The sequence below is a fragment of the Pseudomonas mandelii genome (genome assembly GCF_006438925.1).
GTDB classification, from domain to species: Bacteria; Pseudomonadota; Gammaproteobacteria; order Pseudomonadales; family Pseudomonadaceae; genus Aquipseudomonas; species Aquipseudomonas mandelii_C.
In genome coordinates this window covers 1-22,835 of the sequence record NZ_RCZA01000022.1, presented here as the reverse complement: position 1 = coordinate 22,835, position 22,835 = coordinate 1, and the positions used below count along the sequence as shown (strand labels likewise).

The following is a 22,835-nucleotide window of genomic DNA, read 5'->3' as shown; positions in this document are numbered from 1 at the left end:
TGGGTTGTTCACACATTCCATGTTCAACACAAACCCCTTGTGGGAGCGAGCCTGCTCGCGATGAGGCCCGACCAAACACCACAAAATTTGAGGTTTGAAATGACCCAACCCCGCTGGCTACGTAACGTACGCCCCTACGGTTCAACCACCGAAGACCTACTGATCGAAAACGGTCTGATTAAACAACGCCGTCCGGCATCGTCTGCGGTCCTGACCCCCACCGACATCGACGGCCAAAACCAGCTCCTCACCCCTGCCCTGGTTGAAAGCCACGTCCACCTCGACAAAACCCTCTGGGGTCAACCCTGGCGCCCGAACAGCGCCGGCCCGACGCTCAAGGACTACATCGCCAACGAGCGCCGCGTGCTGCGTGAAGTCCAGGCACCGATTGCCCAACGTGCTGGCGCCCTGCTGGAAAACTGCATAGCCCGTGGCTCGCTGACGATGCGTTGTCACGTCGACATCGACCCGGAATTCGGCCTGCGCCACGTCGAGGCCATGCAGCAACTGCGCGAAAACTACCGCGACCTGATCGACCTGCAACTGGTGGTGTTCCCGCAAACCGGCCTGATCAGCCGCCCCGGCACTACCGAACTGATGCGCGAAGCCATGGCCCTGGGCGTGGAAAACGTCGGCGGCCTTGACCCGTGCGGCATCGACAATGACCCCATCGCCCAGCTCGACTTCGTGTTTAAGCTGGCCAGCGAATTCGAGCGTGGCGTCGACATTCACCTGCACGACAAGGGCGAACTCGGCCTGTGGCAGATCGCACTGATCGCCGACTACACCGAACGCTTCGGGCGTCAGGGTCGAGTGATGATCAGCCACGCTTACTGCCTGGGCATGTTGCCGTGGAGCCAGGTCAAACCGGTGGCCGAGCGTTTGGCGGCGCTGGGCATTTCACTGATGAGTTCGGCACCCGCGGATTGCGCGGTGCCGCCGTTCCTTGCGTTGCGCGAGACCGGGGTAAACGTGTGCCTGGGTTCGGACGGCATTCGCGACGCCTGGTCGCCCATGGGCAACGGCGACATGCTGGAACGGGCGATGCTGCTGGCGTTTCGTTTCGACTTGAACAAGGACGATGAACTGGCGGCGGCGTTCGACGCCGCCACGGTGAATGGCGCCCGGGCGTTGGGCTGTGAAGGTTATGGAGTGGAGATTGGTGCGCCGGCGGACTTTTTGCTGATGCCGGTGCAGACGCTGGGTGAGGCGGTGGTGTCGCGTCCGATACGGCAGGTTTATCGCGGCGGTGAGTTGATCGCTTCCGGTGGCCGACTGCTGGAAAGTCGCTTGTGAAAAGGATTGGATTGAAAGCCAGTTGCGTGGTCGGGTTCGACGGCACCCAGCATGTGCTGTGGCGCGACGGCGAAGTGGTGTTCGAAGGTTCGCGCATCGTGTTTGTCGGGCGTGACTATCCGGGGCCGGTGGATCAGTGGGTCGATTATGGCAATGCGTTGATCGGTCCGGGCTTCATCGATCTGGATGCGCTCGGGGATCTGGATTCGACGGTGCTGACGCTGGACAACGGCGATGAGCGCGACATGGGGCGGATGTGGTCCGAGGACTACCTGACGGCAGGTCCGCGAGAGAGTTACAGCCCCGATGAAGAAGTCTTCAAATACCGCTATGCCTTCACTCAGTTGATCCGCAACGGCATCACTACTGCCATGCCGATCACCTCGATGTACTACCGAGAGTGGGCCGAAACTTACGACGAGTTTTCTGCAGTGGCCGGTGTCGCTGCCGAGTTGGGGCTGCGGACTTACCTCGGTCCCTGCTACATGAGCGGCATGAGTTACTGGCACGCCGATGGAAGCCTCGGGCATCACTGGGATGAAGCGCGAGGCATGGCGGGGCTCGATGCGGCTGCTCGGTTTTTCCGTGATGTCGACGGTGCGCATGAGGGTTTGATTCGCAGCGCGCTGCTGCCGGACCGCATCCAGACCTGCACCCCGGCCCTGCTGCAACGCACTGCCGCGTTGAGTCGGGAACTGAACGCGCCGATGCGTTTGCATTGCTGCCAGGGGCTCGGTGAGGTGGCGATGGTCGAGCAACTGCGCGGAGTGTCACCCCTGACCTGGTTGCAGCAACTGGACCTGCTGACCCCGCGCAGTCTGCTGCCCCACGGCATCTACACCTCAGGCGATGACGATCTGCAACGCGTGGTGGATGGCGGCGCGAGTCTGGTGCATTGCCCGGTGGTGTTTGCCCGTGACGGTGAGGCGTTGAACGCTTTCGGTCGCTATCGGGCCAAGGGCATCAACTTCGCCTTGGGCACCGACACCTGGCCGGCGGACCTGTTGGAGAACATGCGCCAGGGTCTGAACATCGCACGATTGATGGAGGGCGGGAACTTGCTCACCAGCACCCTGGATTTGTACAACGCCGCCACCCTCGGCGGCGCCAGGGCCCTGGGTCGCGATGATCTGGGCCGCTTGGCACCGGGCGCCAAGGCCGACATCACGGTGTTCAGCCTTCGCGGCCTGCATTTGGGGCCGCTGTTCGATCCACTGAAAAACCTGGTGCTGGCCGGGCGCGGTGACGACTGCATCGCCAGCTACATCGACGGCCGCTGCGTGATGCGGGACGGTCAGGTTCAAGGCGTCGACTACCCCGCCCTGCAACGCCAGGCTCAACAACAATTCGAAAAACTGATGCGCAGCCACAGCGACCGGGCCTTTGGCCAACCGGACTGGAAAGGCCTGTTCAAACCGGCCATCCCGTTCGCTGACGACTACAGCGCACACGCGCCGCTGAGCGCGATTGATCCCCTTCTTTAGAGAATTCTGCCCATGCAAAGCTTCGACTTCAGCCAATTGAGCCCGCGAGACAAATACAAGATTCTGATCGGCAGCGTGGTGCCACGGCCGATTGCCCTGGTCACCACCATCGACGGCGAAGGCCGGATCAATGCCGCGCCCTTCAGCTTCTTCAACGCCCTCTCGGCCGACCCGCCGATCCTCGCGTTGGGCGTGGAAAACTACGGCGACCAAAGCCCCAAGGACACCACGCGCAATATCCAGCTCAACCAGGAATTCACCGTCAACATCGTCAGCGATGCTCTGGTGGAAGCCATGAACGTCTGCGCCGTGCCGTTCGCCCCTGGTTTCGACGAGCTGACGGCCGCCGGCCTCACGGCCATTCCCGGCACCACGGTCAAATGCCCAAGGATCGGCGAAGCCCCGGTGGCGTTGGAATGTCGACGGATGATGGCGCTGTCCATCGGACAGTCCCGGGAGATCATCTTTGGCGAAGTACTGATGGCGCATGTGCGGGATGAATTGATCGACCCGAAAACCCTGTATATCGATCAGCTCGGGCTCGATGCAATTGGCCGGATGGGTGGGCATGGGTATGCGCGCACGCGGGATTATTTCGATTTGCCGACACGGTCGTTGCAGGCGTGGACGGAGGCGCCGGGGGGTGGGCAGCGGTTTTGGCCTGACACCAAATAGAACAGCCTCACACTCACCGTGGCAGGCGGCTTGCCCCAGGGAATTGTGGCATTCGCATCACCGCCCCTCAGTCTCAGCTAAGTTTAGCGACGTATCTTCTCCCTCTACGCAAGTTCAGCGCAGATCAGGAGAGGCTACCAGCACATGAATCTCGAAAAAGCCGGATGGCTCAACAAAGTGCCCGAGGTGACGCTGTCATTCTGGGTTATCAAGATTCTATCGACAACTGTGGGTGAAACCGGCGCGGACTTTCTGGCCGTGGATGCTGGTTTTGGCGCTGGTTGGACGAGCATCGGTATGGCCGTCTTGCTGGCGCTAGCGTTGTTTTTTCAACTGCGTACCAAAGCCTATTCACCCTGGATCTACTGGTTAACCGTGGTGTTGGTCAGCATTGTCGGGACACAGATCACCGACATCATGACCGACATGCTCGACATCAGCTTGTACACCAGCACGGCGGTCTTCGCTGTTCTGCTGGCAATCAACTTCCTGGTCTGGTACGGGGTGGAGCACAACCTGTCGATCCGCGAAATCGTTACCCCGCGACGGGAGCTTTTCTACTGGGCGACCGTGCTTTGTACCTTTGCCCTCGGGACTGCAGCGGGCGACCTGGCCACTGAAGCGCTGGGCCTGGGCTTCACCCTTGGCGTGGTGATTTTCGGTGCGCTTATCGCCACAACGCTAGTGGCTTGGCGCTTAGGCGGCAATGTGGTGCTGACCTTTTGGCTGGCCTACATCCTGACCCGTCCGTTTGGTGCCTCTCTCGGCGATTTGCTGACCCAGGCTAAAACCTATGGTGGCCTCGGCATGGGAGCCGCGTGGACGAGCGCCATTTTCCTGTGCGTCATTATGCTTTTGGTCGCGGTTGCTCAATTCAACGTAGTCAACCGTAAAACCGTCACTCAGTAACCCTTCAAAAGCCAATCAAGGATTGTCATGCGCCCACTTCAAAATGTCCTTCGCCACATTGCCTTCGTTTCGTCGATCTTTTTGCTCAGCGTCGCCGCTGGCTGCTCGAAACCTGCCGACAAACCCGGTGCAGGCACACCGGCCACTTCGGTAAGCGCATCTGCACAGACCGGTTCAAAACTGGGTGATTTGTCCCAGTTCCGTGCCATCGCAGCGGATGTCGCCGCGCTCGTCGATAAAGGCGACCTGCCCGGCGCGAAAACCCGCATCAAGGATCTGGAAACGTCTTGGGACTCTGCCGAAGCCGGCATCAAACCCCGTGCCGCCAGTGACTGGCATGTGCTGGACAAAGCCATTGACCGGGCACTCGATGCCCTGCGTGCCAGCACACCAAAGCAGGGCGATTGCAAGGCAACAATGGATGATCTGCTGAAAGCTTTCGATTCGATGAAAGGCAAACAGTGACCAACCGTCGCACATGCACTCATCCGCTGGCGGACAAACGCCGGCTCAGGTGCTTCAATACAGGCGCGACGGTCATGACCGTCGCGCTTTTTTTCGGAGCCGTACATGCGAATCTTGCTGGTCGAAGATGACTCGATGATTGGTGACGCCATCCAGGGCGCGCTGAACGATGCAAGCTACGCCACCGATTGGGTCAAAAACGGACTCATCGCCCTTGCGGCACTGGAAACCCATGTCTATGACCTGGTGTTGCTGGATCTCGGATTGCCCGGCAAAGACGGGCTCGATGTGCTCGATGGCATACGCGGCCGCAACAACCCGGTACCGCTGCTGGTCATCACCGCGAGAGATGGTCTCGAAGACCGCCTGCGCGGCCTCGACGGCGGTGCTGACGATTTCTTGCTTAAACCCTTCGCCATGGCGGAGCTGCTAGCTCGTATCCGCGCGGTGTTGCGCCGTAAAGGCGGCAGCGCCCAGTCACGGCTGGACAACGGCGTGGTGTCGCTGGATCTTCTCTCCAAACAAGCCAGCACCGCCGAAACCCCCGATGTTCAGCTTTCCAGTCGTGAGTTCGCGCTGCTACAGGCTCTGTTGATCCGGCCGGGTGCCATTCTCTCCCGCAGCGAACTCGAAGAGCGAATTTACGGCTGGGGCAATGAGGTGGAAAGCAACGCGGTGGAATTTCTGATTCATGCGCTGCGGCGAAAACTGGGAAACCACATCATCAAGAATGTCAGGGGTATGGGATGGATGGTTTCAAAGAGCGCTTGAATGACTCGGTGCAGGTACGTTTGTCTGTAACGCTGTCGCTGGCCATCCTAATCGTGGCGGTACTGGCAGGTTTTTTCGCTTTTTTCTCTGCGATCAACGAGACGCACGAAATGCAGGACGAGACCCTGCGTCAAGTGGCCATCCTTTTTGATCGGCAAAAGATGACCTTGCACTACCCTGTGGTGGAGCAGGTAGCCGGCGACGACGAAGAGTCCAGGGTTATCGTCCAATACCTGGCCGATAGCACTAAAGCGAATGGCAGTGATGACGCAACAACGCCGCTGCCCTTCCCGACCGGACTGGCCGATGGCTTCTCGACTTTGAGCGTCGCAGGCGAAAATTTTCGCGTGCTGGTGAGAACAACAGCCAGCGGCGAACGCATCGTTGTCGCCCAAGAAGCGGACGTGCGTGAAAAAGAGGCAAGAAAGAGTGCCTGGCGCAGCCTGTTGCCGTTTCTCATTCTGTTTCCGGTGCTGTTGCTGGTGGTAAGCGATCTGGTGCGCAAACTGTTTCGTCCCATAGCAACCCTTTCGGACGAAATCGATCAGCGCGACGAGCAGGCGCTGCACCCTATCGACGATAACCACCTGCCAACCGAGATCCGACCTTTCGTCGTGGCAATCAATCGATTGTTGACGCGCGTCGCGCAATCCATGGAAGCCCAGCGTCGCTTCATTGCCGACGCAGCCCACGAACTGCGTTCCCCGATGACAGCCCTGTCACTACAAGCCGAGCGACTGTCGGCCATAGAAATGTCGGCAGCGGCCTATGAGCGTTTGTTGCCATTGACCGGGGGAATTGAACGCAGCAGAAAATTAATCGATCAACTGCTGGCCCTGGCGGCAGCACAATCGAGCTCGGATCGATCACAGACATCCGTTTCAGTCCATGAAATCTATCGATGGGTACTTGAGGACTTACTGCCGCTGGCAGAGCGCCGACACATCGATATCGGAGTCGAAAGCTTCGAAGACGTGCAGGTCGTTGGTAACGAGATGGATCTCTTGATCCTGGTCAGGAATCTGGTGGACAACGCGATCCGTTATACCCCCGTTGGCGGACGAGTTGACCTGGCGGTCGAGTTGGCGGGTGAAACGGTGATCCTTGAAGTCAAGGACTCGGGTCCGGGTATCAGCGCAGAAGAACAATTGCTGGTGTTCGATCCGTTTTACCGCAGTCTGGGGACCAATGAAGCAGGCTCCGGGCTGGGATTAGCTATCGTCAAAGCGATCGCTGATCGTATGGGGGCACACCTGCGATTGAGTTTTTCGGATCAGATTAACAAGAGCGGATTGTGTGTTTCGGTCCGGTTAAAAAGAGCCAGGTGATTCGCTGAAGGTGTGTTGGCCGGCCTCTTGCCGAGCGCAGACCGGCCAACGCAAGCAAGCTCCGTTGCCACGGGAGCTTGCTTGAACTGACGGGTTTCAGTCAGTGCCGTATTTCGGCGAACGCGGCCCGTATAACAACCCCGCCGGTTGCCCGGCTGACAACAGCCTTGCACTGGTCACCCCGGCAATCGGGTGACCGGCATCGGTGGAATTGTTGATCACTTGCTTCACTGCAGCCGTAATCAGCATGCCAATCAAACCACCGCCACCGTTGTTACCGCCCTCCTCGCTCGAAGCCCGGGCCGAGCCGGTCCACAGGGTGGTGCCGCTCTTGAGGTCCACCAGTTTCGCGCTGGCCGTAACCACGGTTTCGCTGCTGATGATCATGTAGCGAGTGCCGTAGTCCGTCACAGTGATGTACAGCGCAGCATCGGCACCGAAGATTTCTTGCAGTTTGTTGGCCGGTGCCTGATGGATATCCGCCGGTGTGGTCAAGCCATTCTGGCGGAACGTCTCATCGACCAGGGCAATCGGCAGCACGTAGTAACCGGCTTCAGCCAACGGATACGTGACCTGCGACAACAGGCTGTAGGACGCCTTGACGTCCGGCGAGTTGTTCAGCGGCGGCAGCACCAGAATGGTTTTCGGACGACTTTGCTTGTATGCCGAATAGTCCACGGTCTTGGGACTGACGCAACCGCCGAGTACCGCCAGAGCCAGTAGCCCGGCCATCAGTTTCAATGAGCGCGCGATCATTGGGTGTCTCCGGTCTTGGCGTTTTTAAGCAGAAAGTCCATGTACGGCGTCGACTCGGGGAACAACGTCTTCTCGGTTCTGAATTGCTGCACCATCTGATCGTCCTTGCCCATGCTCAGGTACAACAGCCCCAAATGAGCGTGGTAGCCAGGCGGCGGCGTCTTGCCGGTGGACCTGATTTTCTGCAAGTCGCGCTCCAGGGCTTCGGCCTGAGCTTCCTTGGGCTCTTCACCCTTGAAGTACTCGTAGACTTCCGGCTGGTAGCTTTCCCACTGGTAAAGGGTTTTCGGGCCGCTGTTGCAGCCGGCCAACAGGCCACTGACCAGCACGGTCGACGCCATCAGCGCCCATTTCGCATAACTCTTGAACATGCTTGTACCGCTCCTTGTCATCGACCTTGATCAGTTGCCCGGTTTCCATGCACCGGCATTCATGCCGTCCACCAGACGATTGATCGCCTCGCGCATGGCCAGGTCGAGCACTTTGCCATTGAGGGTCGAATCGTAGGCAGCGGTGCCGCCAAAGCCGATGACTTCACGGTTGGACAAGGCGTATTCGCCCGCGCCCTGAGTCGAATAAACGACTTCCGAGGTGCTGATGTTGACGATGTTCAAATTGACCTTGGCGTAGGCCACCTGGGTCTTGGCGCGACCGAGAATGCCGAACAACTGGTGATCGCCAGTCTCTTTGCGGCCGAATTCGGTGACATCACCAGTGACCACAAAGTCAGCCCCCTTGAGGCGCTGGGACTGGCCCTTGATCGCGGCCTCCTGCTGGATCTCGTCCATGTTGTCGCGATCCAGCACGCTGAAGCGGTTGGTTTGCTGCAAGTGAGTAATCAGGATGGTCTTGGCCTGACCGCCAAGGCGATCTACACCGTCGGAAAAGATCCCGCGCATGTAGCTCGAACGGTTGTCGAACTTGCCGACCGCCATGGGTACGCGAACGCCGGCATAAGCGAGGCTGGCGCTTTCGACCTTTTCTACCGGCAAGGCACGCGAGCTTTCGGTCGCACACCCAGCCATCGCGCCCAAGACGGCAACCGCTGCCGCCGATACCAACATCCGAGAGATCATTCTCACTGCGCATTCCTTTTGAAAAACGGTTTATCCCGACACGGCAATAGCCAGCCACTGCGGGTTGCAGCGGCGAAAAAGCGAGGGGGAATCAAATCGACAATCGACGTGTGGGACGTCGGCGGCCGGCATTATGCCAAAGTGCCACTATCGAAGACAGTATTAAATTATTTTGGCGTCAGGTCATTGACCCTTGCAGAGCGACTCCTTGTGGCGAGGGGCAAGCCCCCTCGCCACAGGTCAACGGAAATCCCGGCTGCGCACGCTGATGCCGTCGAGCAATGGGCTCAGGTCGCTCAACCGTCCGGCAATCAAATGCCGCACTTCGCCTTCCTTTTCCCAGCGCCCGTCGACCTTGAGCAATTGCGAGCCCACCAACACCTGGCGCTGCCGGTCGGCCAGGTCGCGCCAGACAATGACGTTGACGTTGCCGAACTCATCTTCAAGGGTGACAAAGGTCACACCACTGGCGGTGCCCGGGCGTTGTCGGCCGGTCACCAGCCCGGCGACGCTGACCGGTCGTCCATGCTCGACCTCCAGCAGTTCCTTCGAACTGCGGCAGCGCCGGGCTTTCAATTCACCCCGCAACAACGCCAGCGGATGCGGACCGAGCGTGGTGCCGACACTGTTGTAATCGGCCAGCAGATCCTCGCCGACGGTGGGTTTGGGCAACGATACCGCGCCCTCCTCCTGACTCGGCAGACCGGCAAACAAGCCGAGCTGTTTCTGCACCCCCGCCACTTCCCAGCGAGCCCGATGACGGTCACCGGCCAGGCCGCGCAGCGCACCGGCATCGGCCAGTTGTTCCTGGGCGCGGGCGTCGAGTCGCGCCCGTTCGCCGAGGTCGGCAACGTCGATAAACGCCCCCTTCGACCGTGCGGTTTCGATGCGCCGGGCATCGTCCTCGCGAAAGCCTTTGATCATCCGCAATCCCATGCGAATCGCCGGTTGGGCATCGGTGATCGGTTCGAGGCTGCAATCCCAGTCACTGGCGCGCACGTCCACCGGGCGAATCTGCAAATGATGCCGGCGCGCGTCCTGCAGAATCTGGTCCGGGCTGTAGAAACCCATGGGCCAGCTGTTGATCAGCGCACAGGCGAAGGCCGCCGGCTCGTGGCATTTCAACCAGCAACTGGCGTAGGTCAGCAAGGCGAAACTGGCGGCGTGGGACTCGGGAAAACCATAACTGCCAAAGCCTTTGATCTGCTCGAAAATCTGCGCGGCAAACTCGGCCGTGTAGCCGTTTTTCTTCATCCCGGCGGCCAGACGATCCTTGTGCGGCTCCAGCCCGCCGTGGCGTTTCCAGGCAGCCATGGAGCGGCGCAACTGATCGGCCTCGCCGGGGCTGTAATCGGCGGCGACGATCGCAATCTGCATCACCTGTTCCTGGAACAGCGGCACGCCCAGGGTGCGCTTGAGCACGGTTTCCAGTGCCGGGGACGGATAGATCTCCGGTTCTTCCTTGTTTCGGCGTCGCAGGTACGGATGCACCATCCCGCCCTGAATCGGCCCCGGACGGACGATCGCCACCTCGATCACCAGGTCATAGAAGGTCCGGGGTTTGAGCCTCGGCAACATCGACATCTGCGCCCGGGACTCGATCTGAAACACGCCGATGGTGTCCGCACGACCAATCATGTCGTAGGTCTGCGAGTCTTCGGACGGGATCGTCGCCAGGCTCAGGTCCCGATGGCGATGACGGCGCAACAGATCGAAGCAGCGGCGGATTGCACTGAGCATGCCCAACGCCAGGATATCCACTTTGAGCAACCCGACGGCATCGAGGTCGTCCTTGTCCCACTGGATGATGGTGCGCTCGGCCATGGCGGCGTTTTCCACGGGGACCAGGCTGTCCAGAGGCTGCTCGGAAATCACGAAACCGCCGGGGTGCTGGGACAGGTGTCGGGGAAAACCGATCAACTGCCCCGTCAGGCTGAGCACCCGGCGCAGCACCGGGCTCTCGGGATCGAACCCGCCTTCAAGCAGGCGCTCCACGGGCGGTGTTTCATCACTCCAGTGGCCACAGCAATCGGCCAGGGCGTTGATCTGATCCGACGGCAAACCCAGGGCCTTGGCCACATCACGCACCGCGCCGGCCGCGTGATACGTGCTGACCACCGCCGTCAACGCCGCGCGGGTCCGGCCATAACGCTGGAACACGTACTGCAGGACTTCTTCGCGACGCTCATGCTCGAAATCGACGTCGATGTCCGGCGGTTCGTTGCGCTCTTTGGAGAGAAAGCGCTCGAACAACAGCGTGGTGCGATCCGGATCGATTTCCGTGATGCCCAAGGCAAAGCACACTGCGGAGTTGGCCGCCGAACCACGGCCCTGACACAGGATTTTTTGCTCACGGGCGAATCGCACAATGTCGTGAACCGTCAGGAAATAGCTTTCGTAGCCCAGCTCGGCGATCAGCTCCAGTTCCTTGTCGATCTGCGTCAGCACCTGGGCCTGCGGGCCTTTTGGCCAGCGCCACGCGATGCCCTCCTCGGTCAAATGACGCAGCCAGGACGTGGCTGTCTGGCCTTCAGGGACCAACTCCCGGGGATATTGATAACGCAACTGACCGAGGTCGAAGGAGCAGCGCCGGGCGATGTTCAGCGTTTCGTCGAGCAGTGTTTGCGGGTAGATCGATTGCAGCGCATCGAGACTGCGCAGATGCCGCTCGCCATTGGGATGAAGACGCAACCCGGCCTCCGCCACCGGCACGTGATGACGGATCGCGGTCATGGTGTCCTGCAAGGCGCGTCGCCCACGAGCGTGCATGTGCACATCACCGCTGGCCACTGCCGGGATTCGCAGTTCCCTCGCCAGAGCCAGCAATGCGCCCAGACGCCGGGTATCGTCCTGGCCGCGATGCAGCTGGACGGCCAGCCACAGGCGTTCGGCGAAGGTCTGTTTCAGCCAGTGGCCCTGTTCGAAGTCATCGACGGCGTCCGGCACCCACAACACCAACAGCCCCGGCAAGGGTTCGCTGAAGTCTTCCCGCAGCACTTGATACTGGCCTTTCTGCGTGCGGCGCCGCGCTCGGGTAATCAGTCGGCACAAGGTCTGGTAACCCTCAAGGTTTTCCACCAGCAACACCAGTTTCGGACCGTTCTCGATGCGCACTTCGCTGCCGATAATCAGCGGTAGCTCCACGGATTTGGCCGCTTGCCAGGCGCGGACGATACCGGCCAGGGTGCATTCATCGGTGATCGCCAAGGCCTGATAGCCCTGCTTTTTCGCCCGCTGAAAGAGTTCGAGGGCGCTGGAAGCACCGCGCTGGAAACTGAAGTTCGACAGGCAGTGCAGCTCGGCATAGTCGATGCTCATGCGAACCAGCCTTGCAACCACAACGGGCCGCCCTCACCGACCGCACGATAGGCCCAGCCCTGCTGGCCGGAACGGGTTTCGATCAGGAAGTAATCACGGCGCACATCGGCGCCGTCCCACCAACCGGACTCGATGCGTTCCGGCCCCATCAGGATGCGCGCCGAACCTTCGTGCACCGCCAGCGGTTCCGTCAGCAACCAACCCGGACGTTGCACGCCAGGCAGCCCTGCACAGCGCTGACTGTCGGCACTGGCCTGCCACGCGCATTCCGGTCGGTGATCGGCCTGGAACCGCAAGCCCTGCACCGCGTCATCCCCCAACCGCGCGCGCAAGCGTTCGCGCAGTTGCTCCCAAGGCAAGGACTGCTGCGGGCGGTCGTCGAACAGCTCCTGATACTGGGGAACGAAGGCCGGCAAGTCTTCGGCGCGCAGGCGAAAACCGCGTACCGGGGCCTCGACCTGGACGTGCTCCAACCGGCCCCGGGCCAGTTCAAAGAGCATCGCCGGATCACGTTCGGCGCTGAGCAGGCCGACCTTGATGACGGTGTCCGGCAACCCGGCGTGTTCCAGGTGCAGGTCGAAACGCTGCACGCCGCTGTCCCGACCGCAAAGAAACGCCGACAGGTCGCCGGTCAGCCGGCGTAACGGAAACAGCAGCGCCTGATGGGACAGCACGTCGAAGTTGAGCTCGATGCGCACATCGAACCGGTCCGGCGGCAAGTAGAACGCCAGCGCCAGCTGCCGTAACCCGAGCAAGGCGTCCAGATGCTTGAGCACCTGGGCCTCGAAACGCCGGGCCAGACTATGGCGAGGCAACGCCTGAACCTGACTCAAGGTGCGCAACCCCATGCGCGACAACGCGGTGGCAACGCTGGTTTCCAGCCCGATCCGGTCGATGGGCAACTGCCCTAGATGATGCTGCAAGGCTTGATCGTCGGGCACCACCAGGCCGTCATAAGCGTTGGCCAGTACCCGTGCGGCCACCGGGTTGGGCGCGGCAACAATCCGATGGCGAAACCCCAGCTCGCCGAGCTCGGCCCGCAACCGCGCCTCGAATTGCGGCCAGGCGCCGAACAATCCCAGGCTGGACTCGATTTCAAACACCACCGCACGCGGGTAATGCACGCTGACTTGTGAACTGAATCGATAAGCCCAGGCGGCCAGAAACTGCTGCCAGTGCTCGATCTCGGCAGCGTCGTATTCAGCCGTGACAAACCCTTTGCTCAAGGCCTGGGCGGCGGTCATCGACTGGCCCGGACGCAAGCCCAGCGCCCGGGCCGAAGCGTTGACCGCTTGCAACACCCGACGCTGGGCCGGGCCGGTCAGCAGCGCCAGCGGCTCATCGGGATCGGAGCGCTGACGCAGTACCGCGTCCAGCGCCAATTGCGGGAAGAGAATGCACACCCAGCGCATGGCAACCTCAATGTCCCACAGGGAAGGCAATCGGCGCCGAACGCGCCAACCCGCCCCGGCACTTGAGCACGCGCAATTGCGCAGGTTTGGCATCGATGGCGATGCGCAGCGCCGCGGGCGAAGGGTTGATTGCCTCATTGATCGAGCGGTAGGCAAACGCCAGGGTCGAGCCGGTTTCCGCCGCCACCTGCAAGCGCCGCAACGCCCGGTCATCGGCCTTGTGCGGCCAGCACAGCACTGCGCCGCAACTGCCCGAACGCAGGCATTGTTCCGCTGCCCACAAGGCATCGCGCTCGCAGGCCTGGATGATCGATAAGTGACGCAGATCGACCCCGGCGTTCTGCCAGGCCTGGGGATACGGCACGTAAGGTGGCGCCACCAGCACGATGCGCTCGCCCGCGGCGGACAACCGCGCCAGCGCCGGCCACACCAGTTGCAGCTCACCGACGCCCTGCCCGGCCAACAGGATTTCGGTCAGCGCCGCTTCCGGCCACCCCCCCGTAGGCAACGCCGCATCCAGCGCGGCATGCCCGGTGGGTTGCGGGCTGACAGCCGGTGGCGCAGGCCGGCCCTTCCAGACCTGGCCGCCATTGAACAGCGTATCCAGCGCAACGACGGCGCCCATCACCCTTGCCTCACCAGACCGCAGAACACCCCTTCGATGGCCAGGTCCTGATTGGCTTCGACGATGATCGGCTTATAGGCCGGATTGCGTGGCAGCAATCGGACAACCTCGCCGACCCGTTCGAAACGTTTGATGGTGACTTCCCCGTCGAGTCGCGCGACGACGATCTGGCCGTTGAACGCCTCGGGATTGCGGTGCACGCCCACCAGATCGCCGTCGAGAATGCCGTCCTCGATCATCGAGTCCCCCTGGACCCGCAGCATGTAATCCGGCACCCGCGAGAAGATCGACGGGTCGAGCAGCAAGCGGCTGTGAACCTCGGCATCGGCACCGATCGGCGCACCCGCCGCCACCCGACCGAGTACCGGAATGTCCAGCAACTCGGGCCGCGCCGGTTGCCCGAGCAAACGAATGCCCCGGGCCTGATGCGCATTGACCTCGATAAAACCGGCCTCGGTCAGCGCCAGCACATGCTTGCGCGCCACGCTACGGGAGGCGAAACCGAACGCCTCGCTGATTTCAGCGAGGCTCGGGGACTGACCGTGTTCCGCAATTCGATCGCGGATAAAAGTCAGGATGGCGGTACGGCGGGGAGTTAAAGTCGTCATGGAGTACATATGTACTCTTTTGGCTTTTTTCTGGCAAGGACTAGCTGACGAGTGAAACGAGGCTGCGATCTTTTGATCTTTTATCAACCGCGCTTGAGGATCTGGTCCATCACCCAATCGGTTTTCAATGCCTCTTCGGCCACCGCTGGATGCTGCGCTTCACCCCGAATGTGCGCGTTCATGCCCAGCACGTGATGCCACTGGATGTGCGGGTGGTTTTCGATGTGCAGGCTGAGGTTTTCGTCGGCTTCAAGCTGAACCGGATGCTCATCGAATACGGAAAAGCTGATCCGGCCTTTGTTGCCGATCAGTTCGACCCGATCTTCGCGTCGGTCCGCCACGAAATTCCAGCAGCCCATGCCCAGGGTGCCCGAAGCAAACCGCCAACTGGCGCTGACGGCATCCTCGGCGGCATACAAACCGGCCTGGTGCGCCGTAAACCCTGCGACTTCGACGATGTCACCCAGCAGGTACTGGAACAGGTCGAAGCCATGACTGGCCAGGTCGGCGAAATAACCACCGCCCGCAATGGTCGGGTCGGTGCGCCAGTTATCTGTACCGCCAAGATCGGTCGGAGATGGCGCTTTGGTCAGGGTCCAGGTCAAGTGCCGGACCTCGCCGATCCGCCCTTCCTCCAGCCATTGCCGCACTTGCTGAAAGCGCGGCAGCGAGCGTCGGTAGTAGGAAACAAACAGGTGCAGCCCGGCATCGGCAAAGACCTTTTGCATCTCACGGCTTTGCCCGGCATTCAGCGACATGGGTTTTTCGACGCAGCAATGTTTGCCGGCGGCGGCCACCCTCAAGGCGTAAGCGTGATGACTGTCAGGCGGCGTGGCGATGTATACCGCGTCGACCTCGGGATCATTGATCAACGCTTCCACGTCGGTGTAGACCCGAGCAATGCCGTGGCGCGCGGCGTAATCCGTCACCGCTTCCAGACGTCGGCCCATCACCGCCACCAACGCCGAGCCAGGCGCCTTGTAGAAGGCCGGCCCGCTCTTGCGTTCAGCGACGCTGCCACACCCGATCATGCCCCAGCGCACCACGTTCATACTCACTCCTTGATGTTTAGCCGATGCGCAGTGCGCGCAGGTCCAGATGACCGTCCTTGAGCGGCGGGCACCAGTAGTAGCCGCCTGTGATCGGCCGGCTGATGCGGTACAAACCGTCGGTGATGCCGTCTTCCAGACCGCTCATGCGACGCAGTTGGGCTTCGAAGGCGTCGAGGGAGAAACCGAAGGCCAGGAACATCAGACCGGCGCGATCGCCTTCGATCCACGGCATGGAACGGCGGACCACGAAGGCCTCGGGGGCAAAGCTTTCCTGGGCGGTGCGTTTGACGTGGGCGGAAATCGGCGCGTCGTCGAGTTCTTCGTTGTCGCTCAAGCGGCGGCCCATGATGTTGTCCTTCTCATGGGAAGGCATCGCGTGAAAGCCTTTCAGGTCGTGCTGCCACTGCTGGATCGCGGCGAAGCTGCCGCCGACCATTCCGTCAGCGCCGTCACCCACCAGCGCAGCGGCCACGGCGGCGTCGTCGTGAGGGTTTTCGGTGCCGTCTTCGTAACCGGTCAGGTCATGGCCGGTGAGGTGGCGGAAGGTTTCGTTCATCTGCACCAGGCGCAGGGCCGGGGCCAGTGCCGCTTCGATAGCGTTGCTGTGGTTGAGCAATTCGCCACGGTCGACACCGTGCAACCAGCACCAGAGCGCGTGCTGGGTCGACGGGTTGTCGACGCCGACACCGGTCAACGCTGGAAAGGTGCGCAGGCCTTCGATTTGCCCCTTGAGGGCCTTGACCAGGGATTCACCGAACCCGACCACGGCCGCCTTCCCGTCCACCAACCCCTTCAGATTCTCCAGCGCGGCCGGCAAGGCTGCGGCGGATTCGAGTGCGAAGAACATATGACGGGCTTGAGGCGGAACTGGGGTGGCGAGAATGCCCGGCTGGTAGTAACTCATATGAACTCCTTTAGAAAGAGCGCGAAGTTTAACCGCAGCATCGGCCGTTGTGTGTTTTCAGGTCAAAAACCGCCACTTTCATCCCTCTTTCAACCGATCAAGACAGCGTGTGCTGTGGGTCATGACAATACATGTTGCCCTCTGATAAAACGATTCAGCTATGCTGATCGAGCGCGCAACCTGTAATCGGCAGCCTCTCGCCACTACTTTCGACATCCGCGTTGTGATCAGGCCTTGACCTGATAGCAGTGCGTAGCGATAACAGACCTTATCCGCATCACCCAATCCAGACGGGGTAGCGACATGACCACAGCACACATCCTTGGCAACCTGTTTCCCGACGCCACCGACATCCCGGAAAAATATCGCCTGAACGGCCAGACCGAGCAGCGTGAATACCTGGTCGACGGCGAGCTGAAAACCTGGTCCGGGCCCCTTGCCCAAGTCCGCAGCCCGGTGTACCTGACCGGCGAAAATGGCGACGAACAAGTGATCCTCGGTAGCACGCCGCTGCTCGACGCCGACACTGCATTGACCGCCCTCGACGCCGCCGTCCGTGCCTATGACCGGGGCCAGGGCCTGTGGCCGACGATGCGGGTGGCTGAGCGCATCCAGCACGTCGAAGCCTTCCTCGGACGCATGCGTGAACAGCGCGAAGCCGTGGTCAAGTTGCTGATGTGGGAAATCGGCAAGAACCTCAAGGACTCGGAGAAAGAGTTCGACCGCACCTGCGATTACATCGTCGACACCATCAACGCGCTCAAGGAACTCGACCGCCGCTCCAGCCGTTTCGAACTGGAACAGGACACCCTCGGCCAGATCCGCCGCGTACCGATGGGTGTGGCGTTGTGCATGGGACCTTACAACTACCCGCTGAACGAAACCTTCACCACGCTGATTCCGGCGCTGATCATGGGCAACACCGTGGTGTTCAAACCGGCCAAGCTGGGTGTGCTGCTGATTCGTCCGTTGCTGGAAGCGTTCCGCGACAGCTTCCCGGCCGGGGTGATCAATGTGATCTACGGCAGCGGCCGCGAGACCGTCAGCGCGCTGATGGCCAGCGGCAAGATCGACATCTTCGCGTTTATTGGCACCAACAAAGCCGCCAGCGACCTGAAAAAACTCCATCCAAAACCGCACCGCTTGCGCGCGGCGTTGGGCCTGGATGCGAAGAACCCCGGCATCGTGCTGCCTGAGGTGGATCTGGACAACGCGGTCAGCGAAGCACTCACCGGCTCGCTATCGTTCAATGGTCAGCGCTGCACCGCGTTGAAAATCCTTTTCGTCCATGAAGACGTGGTCGACTCGTTCATCGAGAAATTCAACGCCAAACTCGCCACGCTGAAACCGGGCATGCCATGGGACAGCGGCGTGGCGCTGACGCCGTTGCCAGAAGCGAGCAAGGTCGATTACCTGCACTCGCTGGTGGCGGATGCCGTCGGCAAAGGCGCCACCGTGGTCAACCCCAATGGCGGTGAATCCCGCGCATCATTCTTCTACCCCGCCGTGCTGTACCCGGTGACGCCGCAGATGCGCGTCTACCAAGAAGAACAGTTCGGCCCGGTCGTGCCGATCGTGCCTTACCGGCATCTGGATACGGTGATCGATTACGTCCTGGAATCGGACTTCGGCCAGCAGCTGAGTATCTTCGGCACCAACCCGGTGGCGGTCGGCCGGCTGGTGGACACCTTCGCCAACCAGGTCGGCCGGATCAACCTCAACGCCCAGTGCCAGCGCGGCCCGGACACCTTCCCGTTCAACGGCCGCAAGAACTCCGCCGAAGGCACGCTGTCGGTGCATGATGCGCTGCGGGTGTTTTCGATCCGGACACTGGTGGCGACCAAGTTCCAGGAAACCAACAAAGAACTCATCAGCGAGATCATCAGCGGACGCAGTTCAAGTTTCCTGACCACCGATTACATCTTCTGAGGAGACCGAGCCTGAGTACATTCAGAGACAGCCGACTGCCACCGCTAATGCGCCGACTGCTGCGTCCGTTGCTGGACCCGTACCGGCGCTATCGCCATGCCAGGGTGATCCACGCGGTGCGCGTGTCGCTGGGGTTGCTGGCAACGATCCTGCTGACCACCGGTATCCACTTGCCCCACGGTGAGTGGGCGTCGGTGACGATGCTGGTGGTGATCGGCGGTTTGCAGCACCACGGCAACATCGGCAAAAAAGCCGCCGAACGCGCCATCGGTACCTTGATCGGTGCCGGTGTCGGCTTGCTGCTGGTGGCGCAACAGGCCTGGCTGGGGATGCCCTGGCTGACCTACTTTGCGATGGCGGTGGTCTGCGGATTCTTCTCGTACCACGCCATCGGCAAGGGCGGTTACACCGCGCTGCTGTCGGCGATTACCGTGTTTATCGTCGCGGGGCATGGCGACAATCCGATCACCGACGGGTTGTGGCGTGGGGTGGACATCCTGATCGGCATCGCCCTGGCCCTGGCGTTTTCTTTCGCCCTGCCGCTCTACGCGGTTTACTCCTGGCGCTACAACCTGGCCGATGCCTTGCGCGACTGCGCGACGATCTACGGACGCATCATCAATGGCCAATCGGTCACCGATGACGAACACCATAAACTGGTGAGCCGCCTGAACACGGTGATGGTGCAACTGCGCTCGTTGATGCCGTCGGTGTCCAAGGAAGTACGGATCTCCATGACCGAACTCGATGCCATTCAGCGCCATCTGCGGATGTGTGTCAGCACCCTGGAAATCCTCGGCAACACCCGACCTGACGCCAGTGACCCCGATGCCATGGCCCATCTGCAATCGGCCTTGAAAGCCGAACATCGGTTGATTCGGGTGCAACTGATCGGTATGGCCCGGGCGCTGAAATCCGGTGCATCCCAGCGGCTGAATCGACCCGTCGAACTGCCGTCGGATTCAAGCCTGACCGCGCCGGTTTACAGTCCGCTGGACGGCTACCGGTTATTGGTCCGGCAATTAGCCGCCAACATCGACGAGATGCGCCAGCGCTTGGCCAAGACGGCACCGCGCTGGAACATCTGACGTTTCTTGACGGCTTACGGCGTCGTCACCGTCCGACGAAACTTAAGGCTCCAACCCTGTTGCATGCCGGCAGCGGCCAACAGAATCGCGGCAACACCGATCCATTGCAGCGGCTCCAGGCGATGGCCGAAGGCAAACCAGTCAACGAAAATCGCCGCAATCGGGTAGATGAAGGACAACGCACCGGTCAGCGCCGTCGGCAGTTTTTGAATGGCGCCGTAGAGCAGCACGTACATCACACCGGTGTGGACAATGCCCAGGGTTACCAGACTGGCCCATGCGCTCGGCGCTTGCGGCAGTGCCGAAAAGTGCGCGAATGGCGCGAGTAACAGCACGCCGGTGAGGACCTGAATCAGCGCGATCAGATGCGGCGGTGTGCCGGTCAGACGTTTGATGATCAACGCGGCAATCGCGTAAAGAAATGCCGCCCCCAGCGCCAGAGCGATGCCTATCAGGTAATCATTGCCGCTCTCGCCCTGCCCGCCATGTGCACTGACAATCGCCAGCATCCCGAGAAACGAAATGCCCAGCCAGAACAGTTTCTGCAGGGTGATTTTCTCGTTGAGGAACAACGCGGCCAACCCCACCAGCATGAACGGTTGAACGTTGTATACCGCAGTGCCGATGGCAATCGAGGCGCGGGAGTAAGAAGCAAACAACAGCACCCAGTTGCCGACAATCGCCACACCGCTGAGCACCGCCAGCAGGAACGTGGTGCGGGTCAGAATGCCGGGGCGCAGGAAGCCGAATGCCGCGCAGATCAGCAACAACGTGCCGGCGCCGAACACGCAACGCCAGAACACTACGTCCAGCACCGGTTGCCCGGACACCAGCACGAACCAGCCGATGGTCCCGGAAATCAGCATGGCGGCGGTCATTTCAAATGACCCGTGACGTATTGTTTTGTCCATCATCAGACTCCTGTGTTTGAGCCCAAAGTATGCCAATCCGCCGAGGGGCTTCTCCAGCGCAAAAAGCAGGCTAAACTCGGTTTCTGCCTTTTTTATCAAGGCGGTTTGAATTAATTGCCTAATAGGGATTTTCGCCATGACCGACGATATCGACCAAGTGCTGATCACGGCATTGATGGAAGACTCACGCCGCTCGCTCAAGGCTCTGGCGCAAATCAGCGGCCTGTCTTCGCCCAGCGTCGCCGAGCGTTTACGTCGCCTCGAAGAGCGTGGCGTACTCAAGGGTTACACCGTCGAGATCGACCCCAAATGCTTTGGCTATCAACTACAAGCCATCGTCCGCATTCGCCCGCTGCCGGGCCAGTTGCAGGAAGTGGAACGGCAGATCCAGGCCATTCCCGAATTTACCGAGTGCGACAAAGTCACCGGCGACGACTGTTTCATCGCCCGCCTGCATGTGCGTTCGATGGAACAACTGGACACCCTGCTCGACCGCCTCAACACCCACGCCGAAACCAACACTGCAATCGTCAAGAAAACCCCGGTCAAGCGTCGCTTGCCACCGATGGCGTGACCCTTTACTCAAATCGCAGGCAAGAAAAAACCCGCCGAAGCGGGTTTTTTCCTCAAGGCTGACGATTAGTCATCGCGGCTCATGATGCCGAACAGCTGCAACAAGCTGATGAACAGGTTGTAGATCGATACATACAGGCTAATGGTCGCCATGATGTAGTTGCGCTCGCCGCCGTGAATGATGGCGCTGGTCTGGAACAGAATGCAGACCGAGGAGAACAGCACGAAACCTGCGCTGATCGCCAGTTGCAGACCGCTGATCTGGAAGAACAGGCTCGCCAGCGTCGCACCCAGCAGCACGAAGAAGCCTGCGGTGATGAAACCACCCAGGAAGCTCATGTCCTTGCGGGTAATCAGCACGTAGGCCGACAGACCGCCGAATACCAGCGCAGTCATCGCAAACGCGGAACTGACCACCTCGGCGCCACCCTGCATGCCCAGGTAACGGTTGAGGATCGGGCCGAGCAGGAAACCCATGAAACCGGTCAGGGCAAATGCCGACACCAGGCCCCAGGCCGAATCACGGAGTTTGTTGGTGAGGAAGAAAAGGCCGTAGAAACCGATCAGCACCACGAAAACGTTCGGGTAGCCGACACGCATCTGCTGAGCGACAAACGCCATCACGCCGCTGAATGCGAGGGTGAGAGCGAGTAAGCCGTAAGTGTTGCGCAGGACGCGGCTAACCTCTAGCTGCTCAGCCTGCACGCTGTTATTAACTGCGTAATCCTGTTCGCGCATGGCGACACTCCTGTTGGTTTGAAACGTTCAGTCGCAAAGATCATAACAGACGCTCTGTAACAAGCTATGCAGAGAGTTTGACAGTGTGTTTCATTCAGGTATTATGGCGCCCGCAACGCAAACGGAGGTGTGGCCGAGTGGTTTAAGGCAACGGTCTTGAAAACCGTCGACTGTAACAGGTCCATGAGTTCGAATCCCATCGCCTCCGCCATATTTGTACCGACAAAGCCCTGATTTTTCAGGGCTTTGTCGTTTCTGGGATTTGGGTGGCGGATCTTCTTTTTGGAGGCGTTACAAAACTATTTGGTAACCGTTACAAAACTTTCCGGTTTTTCCCATCCTGCGGCGTCCTGCCGATCGTTAAACATCCTTCATGTAACGCGATGCTACGCTGTCCTCAAAACAGAGGATTTGCGATGCCCCATTCAGACCTGCTCCTTCCCTGCTGTACAAGATCAACGAAAACCAACTCGCCCTTGAAGCCGCCATCATGGAGATTTCGAATTGGGTCCAGGCCCGCCGCCGACAACGTCCGCGGCGCCCTGGACACCATCGACAAGAACGAGGAGTTCATCAATCTGACGCTCGCAGTCCTAATGACGCCTGAGTGACAGTTATCGGCCCAGAGTGTGTAAAAACTCTTTCGCAAACCCTTGCTATGATTTCTGAGGATTTCATCGCAAGGATCGCCCATGAAGCGCTTTATCCAAGGTGAACATCGAGGCCAAAGCACCTTCCTTCCAGAGAGCCTCGACGATTACGTCACGGATACCAATCCGGTGCGCGTAGTCGACGTCTTTGTCGACGAACTTGACCTGGTCAAACTGGGTTTTGAAGGCGCCATACCGGCAGATACTGGCCGGCCGGCTTACCATCCCGCTGTCCTGCTGAAGATCTACATCTACGGCTATCTGAAC

General features: G+C 60.4%; 22 protein-coding genes, 1 tRNA gene and 1 pseudogene. 13 read left to right on the top strand and 11 right to left on the bottom strand.

All coding sequences use genetic code 11. The features are described 5' to 3' along the window. Positions 1-99: 99 nt before the first annotated feature. The 7 genes from EAH74_RS31100 (at position 100) to EAH74_RS31070 (ending at position 6,928) form a co-directional block, all read left to right on the top strand. The gene (locus EAH74_RS31100) at positions 100-1,296 is read left to right on the top strand and encodes an amidohydrolase family protein (RefSeq protein WP_140684041.1); all 1,197 of its coding nucleotides are present in this window, start codon (positions 100-102) and stop codon (positions 1,294-1,296) included. Next, complete coding sequence (locus EAH74_RS31095; RefSeq protein WP_140684039.1) at positions 1,293-2,780, top strand: amidohydrolase family protein; 1,488 nt, start codon at positions 1,293-1,295, stop codon at positions 2,778-2,780. The genes EAH74_RS31100 and EAH74_RS31095 overlap by 4 nt, the downstream gene beginning before the upstream one ends. Before the next feature lie 12 nt (positions 2,781-2,792). Further along, on the top strand, positions 2,793-3,455 hold the full coding sequence (locus tag EAH74_RS31090) for a flavin reductase family protein (RefSeq protein ID WP_140684037.1): 663 nt from the start codon (positions 2,793-2,795) through the stop codon (positions 3,453-3,455). A gap of 144 nt (positions 3,456-3,599) precedes the next feature. Further along, positions 3,600-4,364, top strand: a complete 765-nt coding sequence (locus tag EAH74_RS31085; RefSeq protein WP_140684035.1) for a COG4705 family protein — start codon at positions 3,600-3,602, stop codon at positions 4,362-4,364. 27 nt (positions 4,365-4,391) lie between these two features. Further along, the gene (locus tag EAH74_RS31080) at positions 4,392-4,829 is read left to right on the top strand and encodes a hypothetical protein (RefSeq protein WP_140684033.1); all 438 of its coding nucleotides are present in this window, start codon (positions 4,392-4,394) and stop codon (positions 4,827-4,829) included. A 105-nt stretch (positions 4,830-4,934) separates the two neighbouring features. Next, on the top strand, positions 4,935-5,600 hold the full coding sequence (locus tag EAH74_RS31075; protein WP_140684031.1) for a response regulator: 666 nt from the start codon (positions 4,935-4,937) through the stop codon (positions 5,598-5,600). Further along, entirely contained in the window at positions 5,576-6,928 is a 1,353-nt protein-coding gene (locus tag EAH74_RS31070) for an ATP-binding protein (RefSeq protein WP_123368119.1), read from the top strand. The genes EAH74_RS31075 and EAH74_RS31070 overlap by 25 nt, the downstream gene beginning before the upstream one ends. Positions 6,929-7,024: 96 nt before the next feature. Here EAH74_RS31070 and EAH74_RS31065 read toward each other — a convergent pair whose 3' ends face one another. From EAH74_RS31065 to EAH74_RS31025, 9 genes are all read right to left on the bottom strand, one after another. Continuing rightward, the gene (locus EAH74_RS31065) at positions 7,025-7,684 is read right to left on the bottom strand and encodes a DUF799 domain-containing protein (protein WP_140684029.1); all 660 of its coding nucleotides are present in this window, start codon (positions 7,682-7,684) and stop codon (positions 7,025-7,027) included. Continuing rightward, positions 7,681-8,025, bottom strand: coding sequence for a DUF4810 domain-containing protein (locus tag EAH74_RS31060; RefSeq protein WP_371925536.1), 345 nt, complete (start codon positions 8,023-8,025; stop codon positions 7,681-7,683). Before EAH74_RS31060 ends, EAH74_RS31065 begins: the two co-directional genes overlap by 4 nt. Positions 8,026-8,085: 60 nt before the next feature. Further along, the gene (locus EAH74_RS31055; protein WP_161990863.1) at positions 8,086-8,760 is read right to left on the bottom strand and encodes a CsgG/HfaB family protein; all 675 of its coding nucleotides are present in this window, start codon (positions 8,758-8,760) and stop codon (positions 8,086-8,088) included. Between the two features lie 240 nt (positions 8,761-9,000). Then, positions 9,001-12,099: an error-prone DNA polymerase gene (locus EAH74_RS31050; RefSeq protein ID WP_170206651.1), complete on the bottom strand. Its 3,099-nt coding sequence runs from the start codon at positions 12,097-12,099 to the stop codon at positions 9,001-9,003. Beyond that, complete coding sequence (locus EAH74_RS31045; protein ID WP_140684023.1) at positions 12,075-13,490, bottom strand: Y-family DNA polymerase; 1,416 nt, start codon at positions 13,488-13,490, stop codon at positions 12,075-12,077. Before EAH74_RS31045 ends, EAH74_RS31050 begins: the two co-directional genes overlap by 25 nt. A gap of 7 nt (positions 13,491-13,497) precedes the next feature. Continuing rightward, positions 13,498-14,115 (bottom strand): translesion DNA synthesis-associated protein ImuA, encoded by a 618-nt coding sequence (imuA, locus tag EAH74_RS31040; protein ID WP_140684021.1) that lies wholly within the window; start codon positions 14,113-14,115, stop codon positions 13,498-13,500. Beyond that, a complete protein-coding gene (lexA, locus tag EAH74_RS31035) occupies positions 14,115-14,732 on the bottom strand; it encodes a transcriptional repressor LexA (RefSeq protein ID WP_140684019.1) in 618 nt (205 codons plus the stop codon). Before lexA ends, imuA begins: the two co-directional genes overlap by 1 nt. A 74-nt stretch (positions 14,733-14,806) precedes the next feature. Further along, positions 14,807-15,775: a Gfo/Idh/MocA family protein gene (locus EAH74_RS31030; RefSeq protein WP_140684017.1), complete on the bottom strand. Its 969-nt coding sequence runs from the start codon at positions 15,773-15,775 to the stop codon at positions 14,807-14,809. A 16-nt stretch (positions 15,776-15,791) separates the two neighbouring features. Further along, the gene (locus EAH74_RS31025; protein WP_140684016.1) at positions 15,792-16,679 is read right to left on the bottom strand and encodes a Dyp-type peroxidase; all 888 of its coding nucleotides are present in this window, start codon (positions 16,677-16,679) and stop codon (positions 15,792-15,794) included. Between the two features lie 303 nt (positions 16,680-16,982). On the opposite strand from EAH74_RS31025, the gene EAH74_RS31020 reads away from it, so the two are divergent. Together EAH74_RS31020 and EAH74_RS31015 are read left to right on the top strand one after the other, a co-directional pair. Continuing rightward, the gene (locus EAH74_RS31020) at positions 16,983-18,608 is read left to right on the top strand and encodes an NADP-dependent glyceraldehyde-3-phosphate dehydrogenase (RefSeq protein WP_140684014.1); all 1,626 of its coding nucleotides are present in this window, start codon (positions 16,983-16,985) and stop codon (positions 18,606-18,608) included. Positions 18,609-18,655: 47 nt separating this feature from the next. Beyond that, the gene (locus tag EAH74_RS31015; protein ID WP_193560162.1) at positions 18,656-19,696 is read left to right on the top strand and encodes an FUSC family protein; all 1,041 of its coding nucleotides are present in this window, start codon (positions 18,656-18,658) and stop codon (positions 19,694-19,696) included. 14 nt (positions 19,697-19,710) lie between these two features. Here the strand turns inward: EAH74_RS31015 and EAH74_RS31010 are convergent, their stop codons facing one another. After that, a complete protein-coding gene (locus EAH74_RS31010; protein ID WP_140684012.1) occupies positions 19,711-20,607 on the bottom strand; it encodes a DMT family transporter in 897 nt (298 codons plus the stop codon). A 136-nt stretch (positions 20,608-20,743) separates the two neighbouring features. Here EAH74_RS31010 and EAH74_RS31005 point away from each other — a divergent pair, with 136 nt between their 5' ends. Further along, on the top strand, positions 20,744-21,181 hold the full coding sequence (locus EAH74_RS31005; RefSeq protein WP_008155029.1) for an Lrp/AsnC family transcriptional regulator: 438 nt from the start codon (positions 20,744-20,746) through the stop codon (positions 21,179-21,181). A gap of 65 nt (positions 21,182-21,246) precedes the next feature. Here the strand turns inward: EAH74_RS31005 and EAH74_RS31000 are convergent, their stop codons facing one another. Next, positions 21,247-21,918, bottom strand: coding sequence for a Bax inhibitor-1/YccA family protein (locus EAH74_RS31000; protein WP_008155030.1), 672 nt, complete (start codon positions 21,916-21,918; stop codon positions 21,247-21,249). Positions 21,919-22,041: 123 nt separating this feature from the next. On the opposite strand from EAH74_RS31000, the gene EAH74_RS30995 reads away from it, so the two are divergent. The 3 genes and pseudogenes from EAH74_RS30995 to EAH74_RS30985 form a co-directional block, all read left to right on the top strand. Then, positions 22,042-22,129: transfer RNA gene (locus tag EAH74_RS30995), tRNA-Ser, on the top strand. A 205-nt stretch (positions 22,130-22,334) separates the two neighbouring features. Next, positions 22,335-22,529, top strand: a pseudogene (locus tag EAH74_RS33530) (hypothetical protein). 81 nt (positions 22,530-22,610) lie between these two features. Further along, positions 22,611-22,835: transposase (locus tag EAH74_RS30985; protein ID WP_140684011.1), on the top strand; the 225-nt coding region annotated here is incomplete at its 3' end.

Excerpts from the sequence above, each read along its gene's own strand:
- EAH74_RS31075 (WP_140684031.1), top strand. The coding sequence starts at position 4,935 with ATGCGAATCTTGCTGGTCGAAGATGACTCGATGATTGGTGACGCCATC.
- EAH74_RS31020 (WP_140684014.1), top strand. The coding sequence starts at position 16,983 with ATGACCACAGCACACATCCTTGGCAACCTGTTTCCCGACGCCACCGAC.
- EAH74_RS31070 (WP_123368119.1), top strand. The coding sequence starts at position 5,576 with ATGGATGGTTTCAAAGAGCGCTTGAATGACTCGGTGCAGGTACGTTTG.
- EAH74_RS31015 (WP_193560162.1), top strand. The coding sequence starts at position 18,656 with ATGCGCCGACTGCTGCGTCCGTTGCTGGACCCGTACCGGCGCTATCGC.
- EAH74_RS31025 (WP_140684016.1), bottom strand. The coding sequence starts at position 16,679 with ATGAGTTACTACCAGCCGGGCATTCTCGCCACCCCAGTTCCGCCTCAA.
- EAH74_RS31010 (WP_140684012.1), bottom strand. The coding sequence starts at position 20,607 with ATGGACAAAACAATACGTCACGGGTCATTTGAAATGACCGCCGCCATG.
- EAH74_RS31090 (WP_140684037.1), top strand. The coding sequence starts at position 2,793 with ATGCAAAGCTTCGACTTCAGCCAATTGAGCCCGCGAGACAAATACAAG.
- EAH74_RS31100 (WP_140684041.1), top strand. The coding sequence starts at position 100 with ATGACCCAACCCCGCTGGCTACGTAACGTACGCCCCTACGGTTCAACC.
- imuA (WP_140684021.1), bottom strand. The coding sequence starts at position 14,115 with ATGGGCGCCGTCGTTGCGCTGGATACGCTGTTCAATGGCGGCCAGGTC.
- EAH74_RS31045 (WP_140684023.1), bottom strand. The coding sequence starts at position 13,490 with ATGCGCTGGGTGTGCATTCTCTTCCCGCAATTGGCGCTGGACGCGGTA.
- EAH74_RS31005 (WP_008155029.1), top strand. The coding sequence starts at position 20,744 with ATGACCGACGATATCGACCAAGTGCTGATCACGGCATTGATGGAAGAC.
- EAH74_RS31065 (WP_140684029.1), bottom strand. The coding sequence starts at position 7,684 with ATGATCGCGCGCTCATTGAAACTGATGGCCGGGCTACTGGCTCTGGCG.
- EAH74_RS31030 (WP_140684017.1), bottom strand. The coding sequence starts at position 15,775 with ATGAACGTGGTGCGCTGGGGCATGATCGGGTGTGGCAGCGTCGCTGAA.
- EAH74_RS31085 (WP_140684035.1), top strand. The coding sequence starts at position 3,600 with ATGAATCTCGAAAAAGCCGGATGGCTCAACAAAGTGCCCGAGGTGACG.
- lexA (WP_140684019.1), bottom strand. The coding sequence starts at position 14,732 with ATGTACTCCATGACGACTTTAACTCCCCGCCGTACCGCCATCCTGACT.
- EAH74_RS31055 (WP_161990863.1), bottom strand. The coding sequence starts at position 8,760 with ATGATCTCTCGGATGTTGGTATCGGCGGCAGCGGTTGCCGTCTTGGGC.
- EAH74_RS31000 (WP_008155030.1), bottom strand. The coding sequence starts at position 21,918 with ATGCGCGAACAGGATTACGCAGTTAATAACAGCGTGCAGGCTGAGCAG.
- EAH74_RS31060 (WP_371925536.1), bottom strand. The coding sequence starts at position 8,025 with ATGGCGTCGACCGTGCTGGTCAGTGGCCTGTTGGCCGGCTGCAACAGC.
- EAH74_RS31080 (WP_140684033.1), top strand. The coding sequence starts at position 4,392 with ATGCGCCCACTTCAAAATGTCCTTCGCCACATTGCCTTCGTTTCGTCG.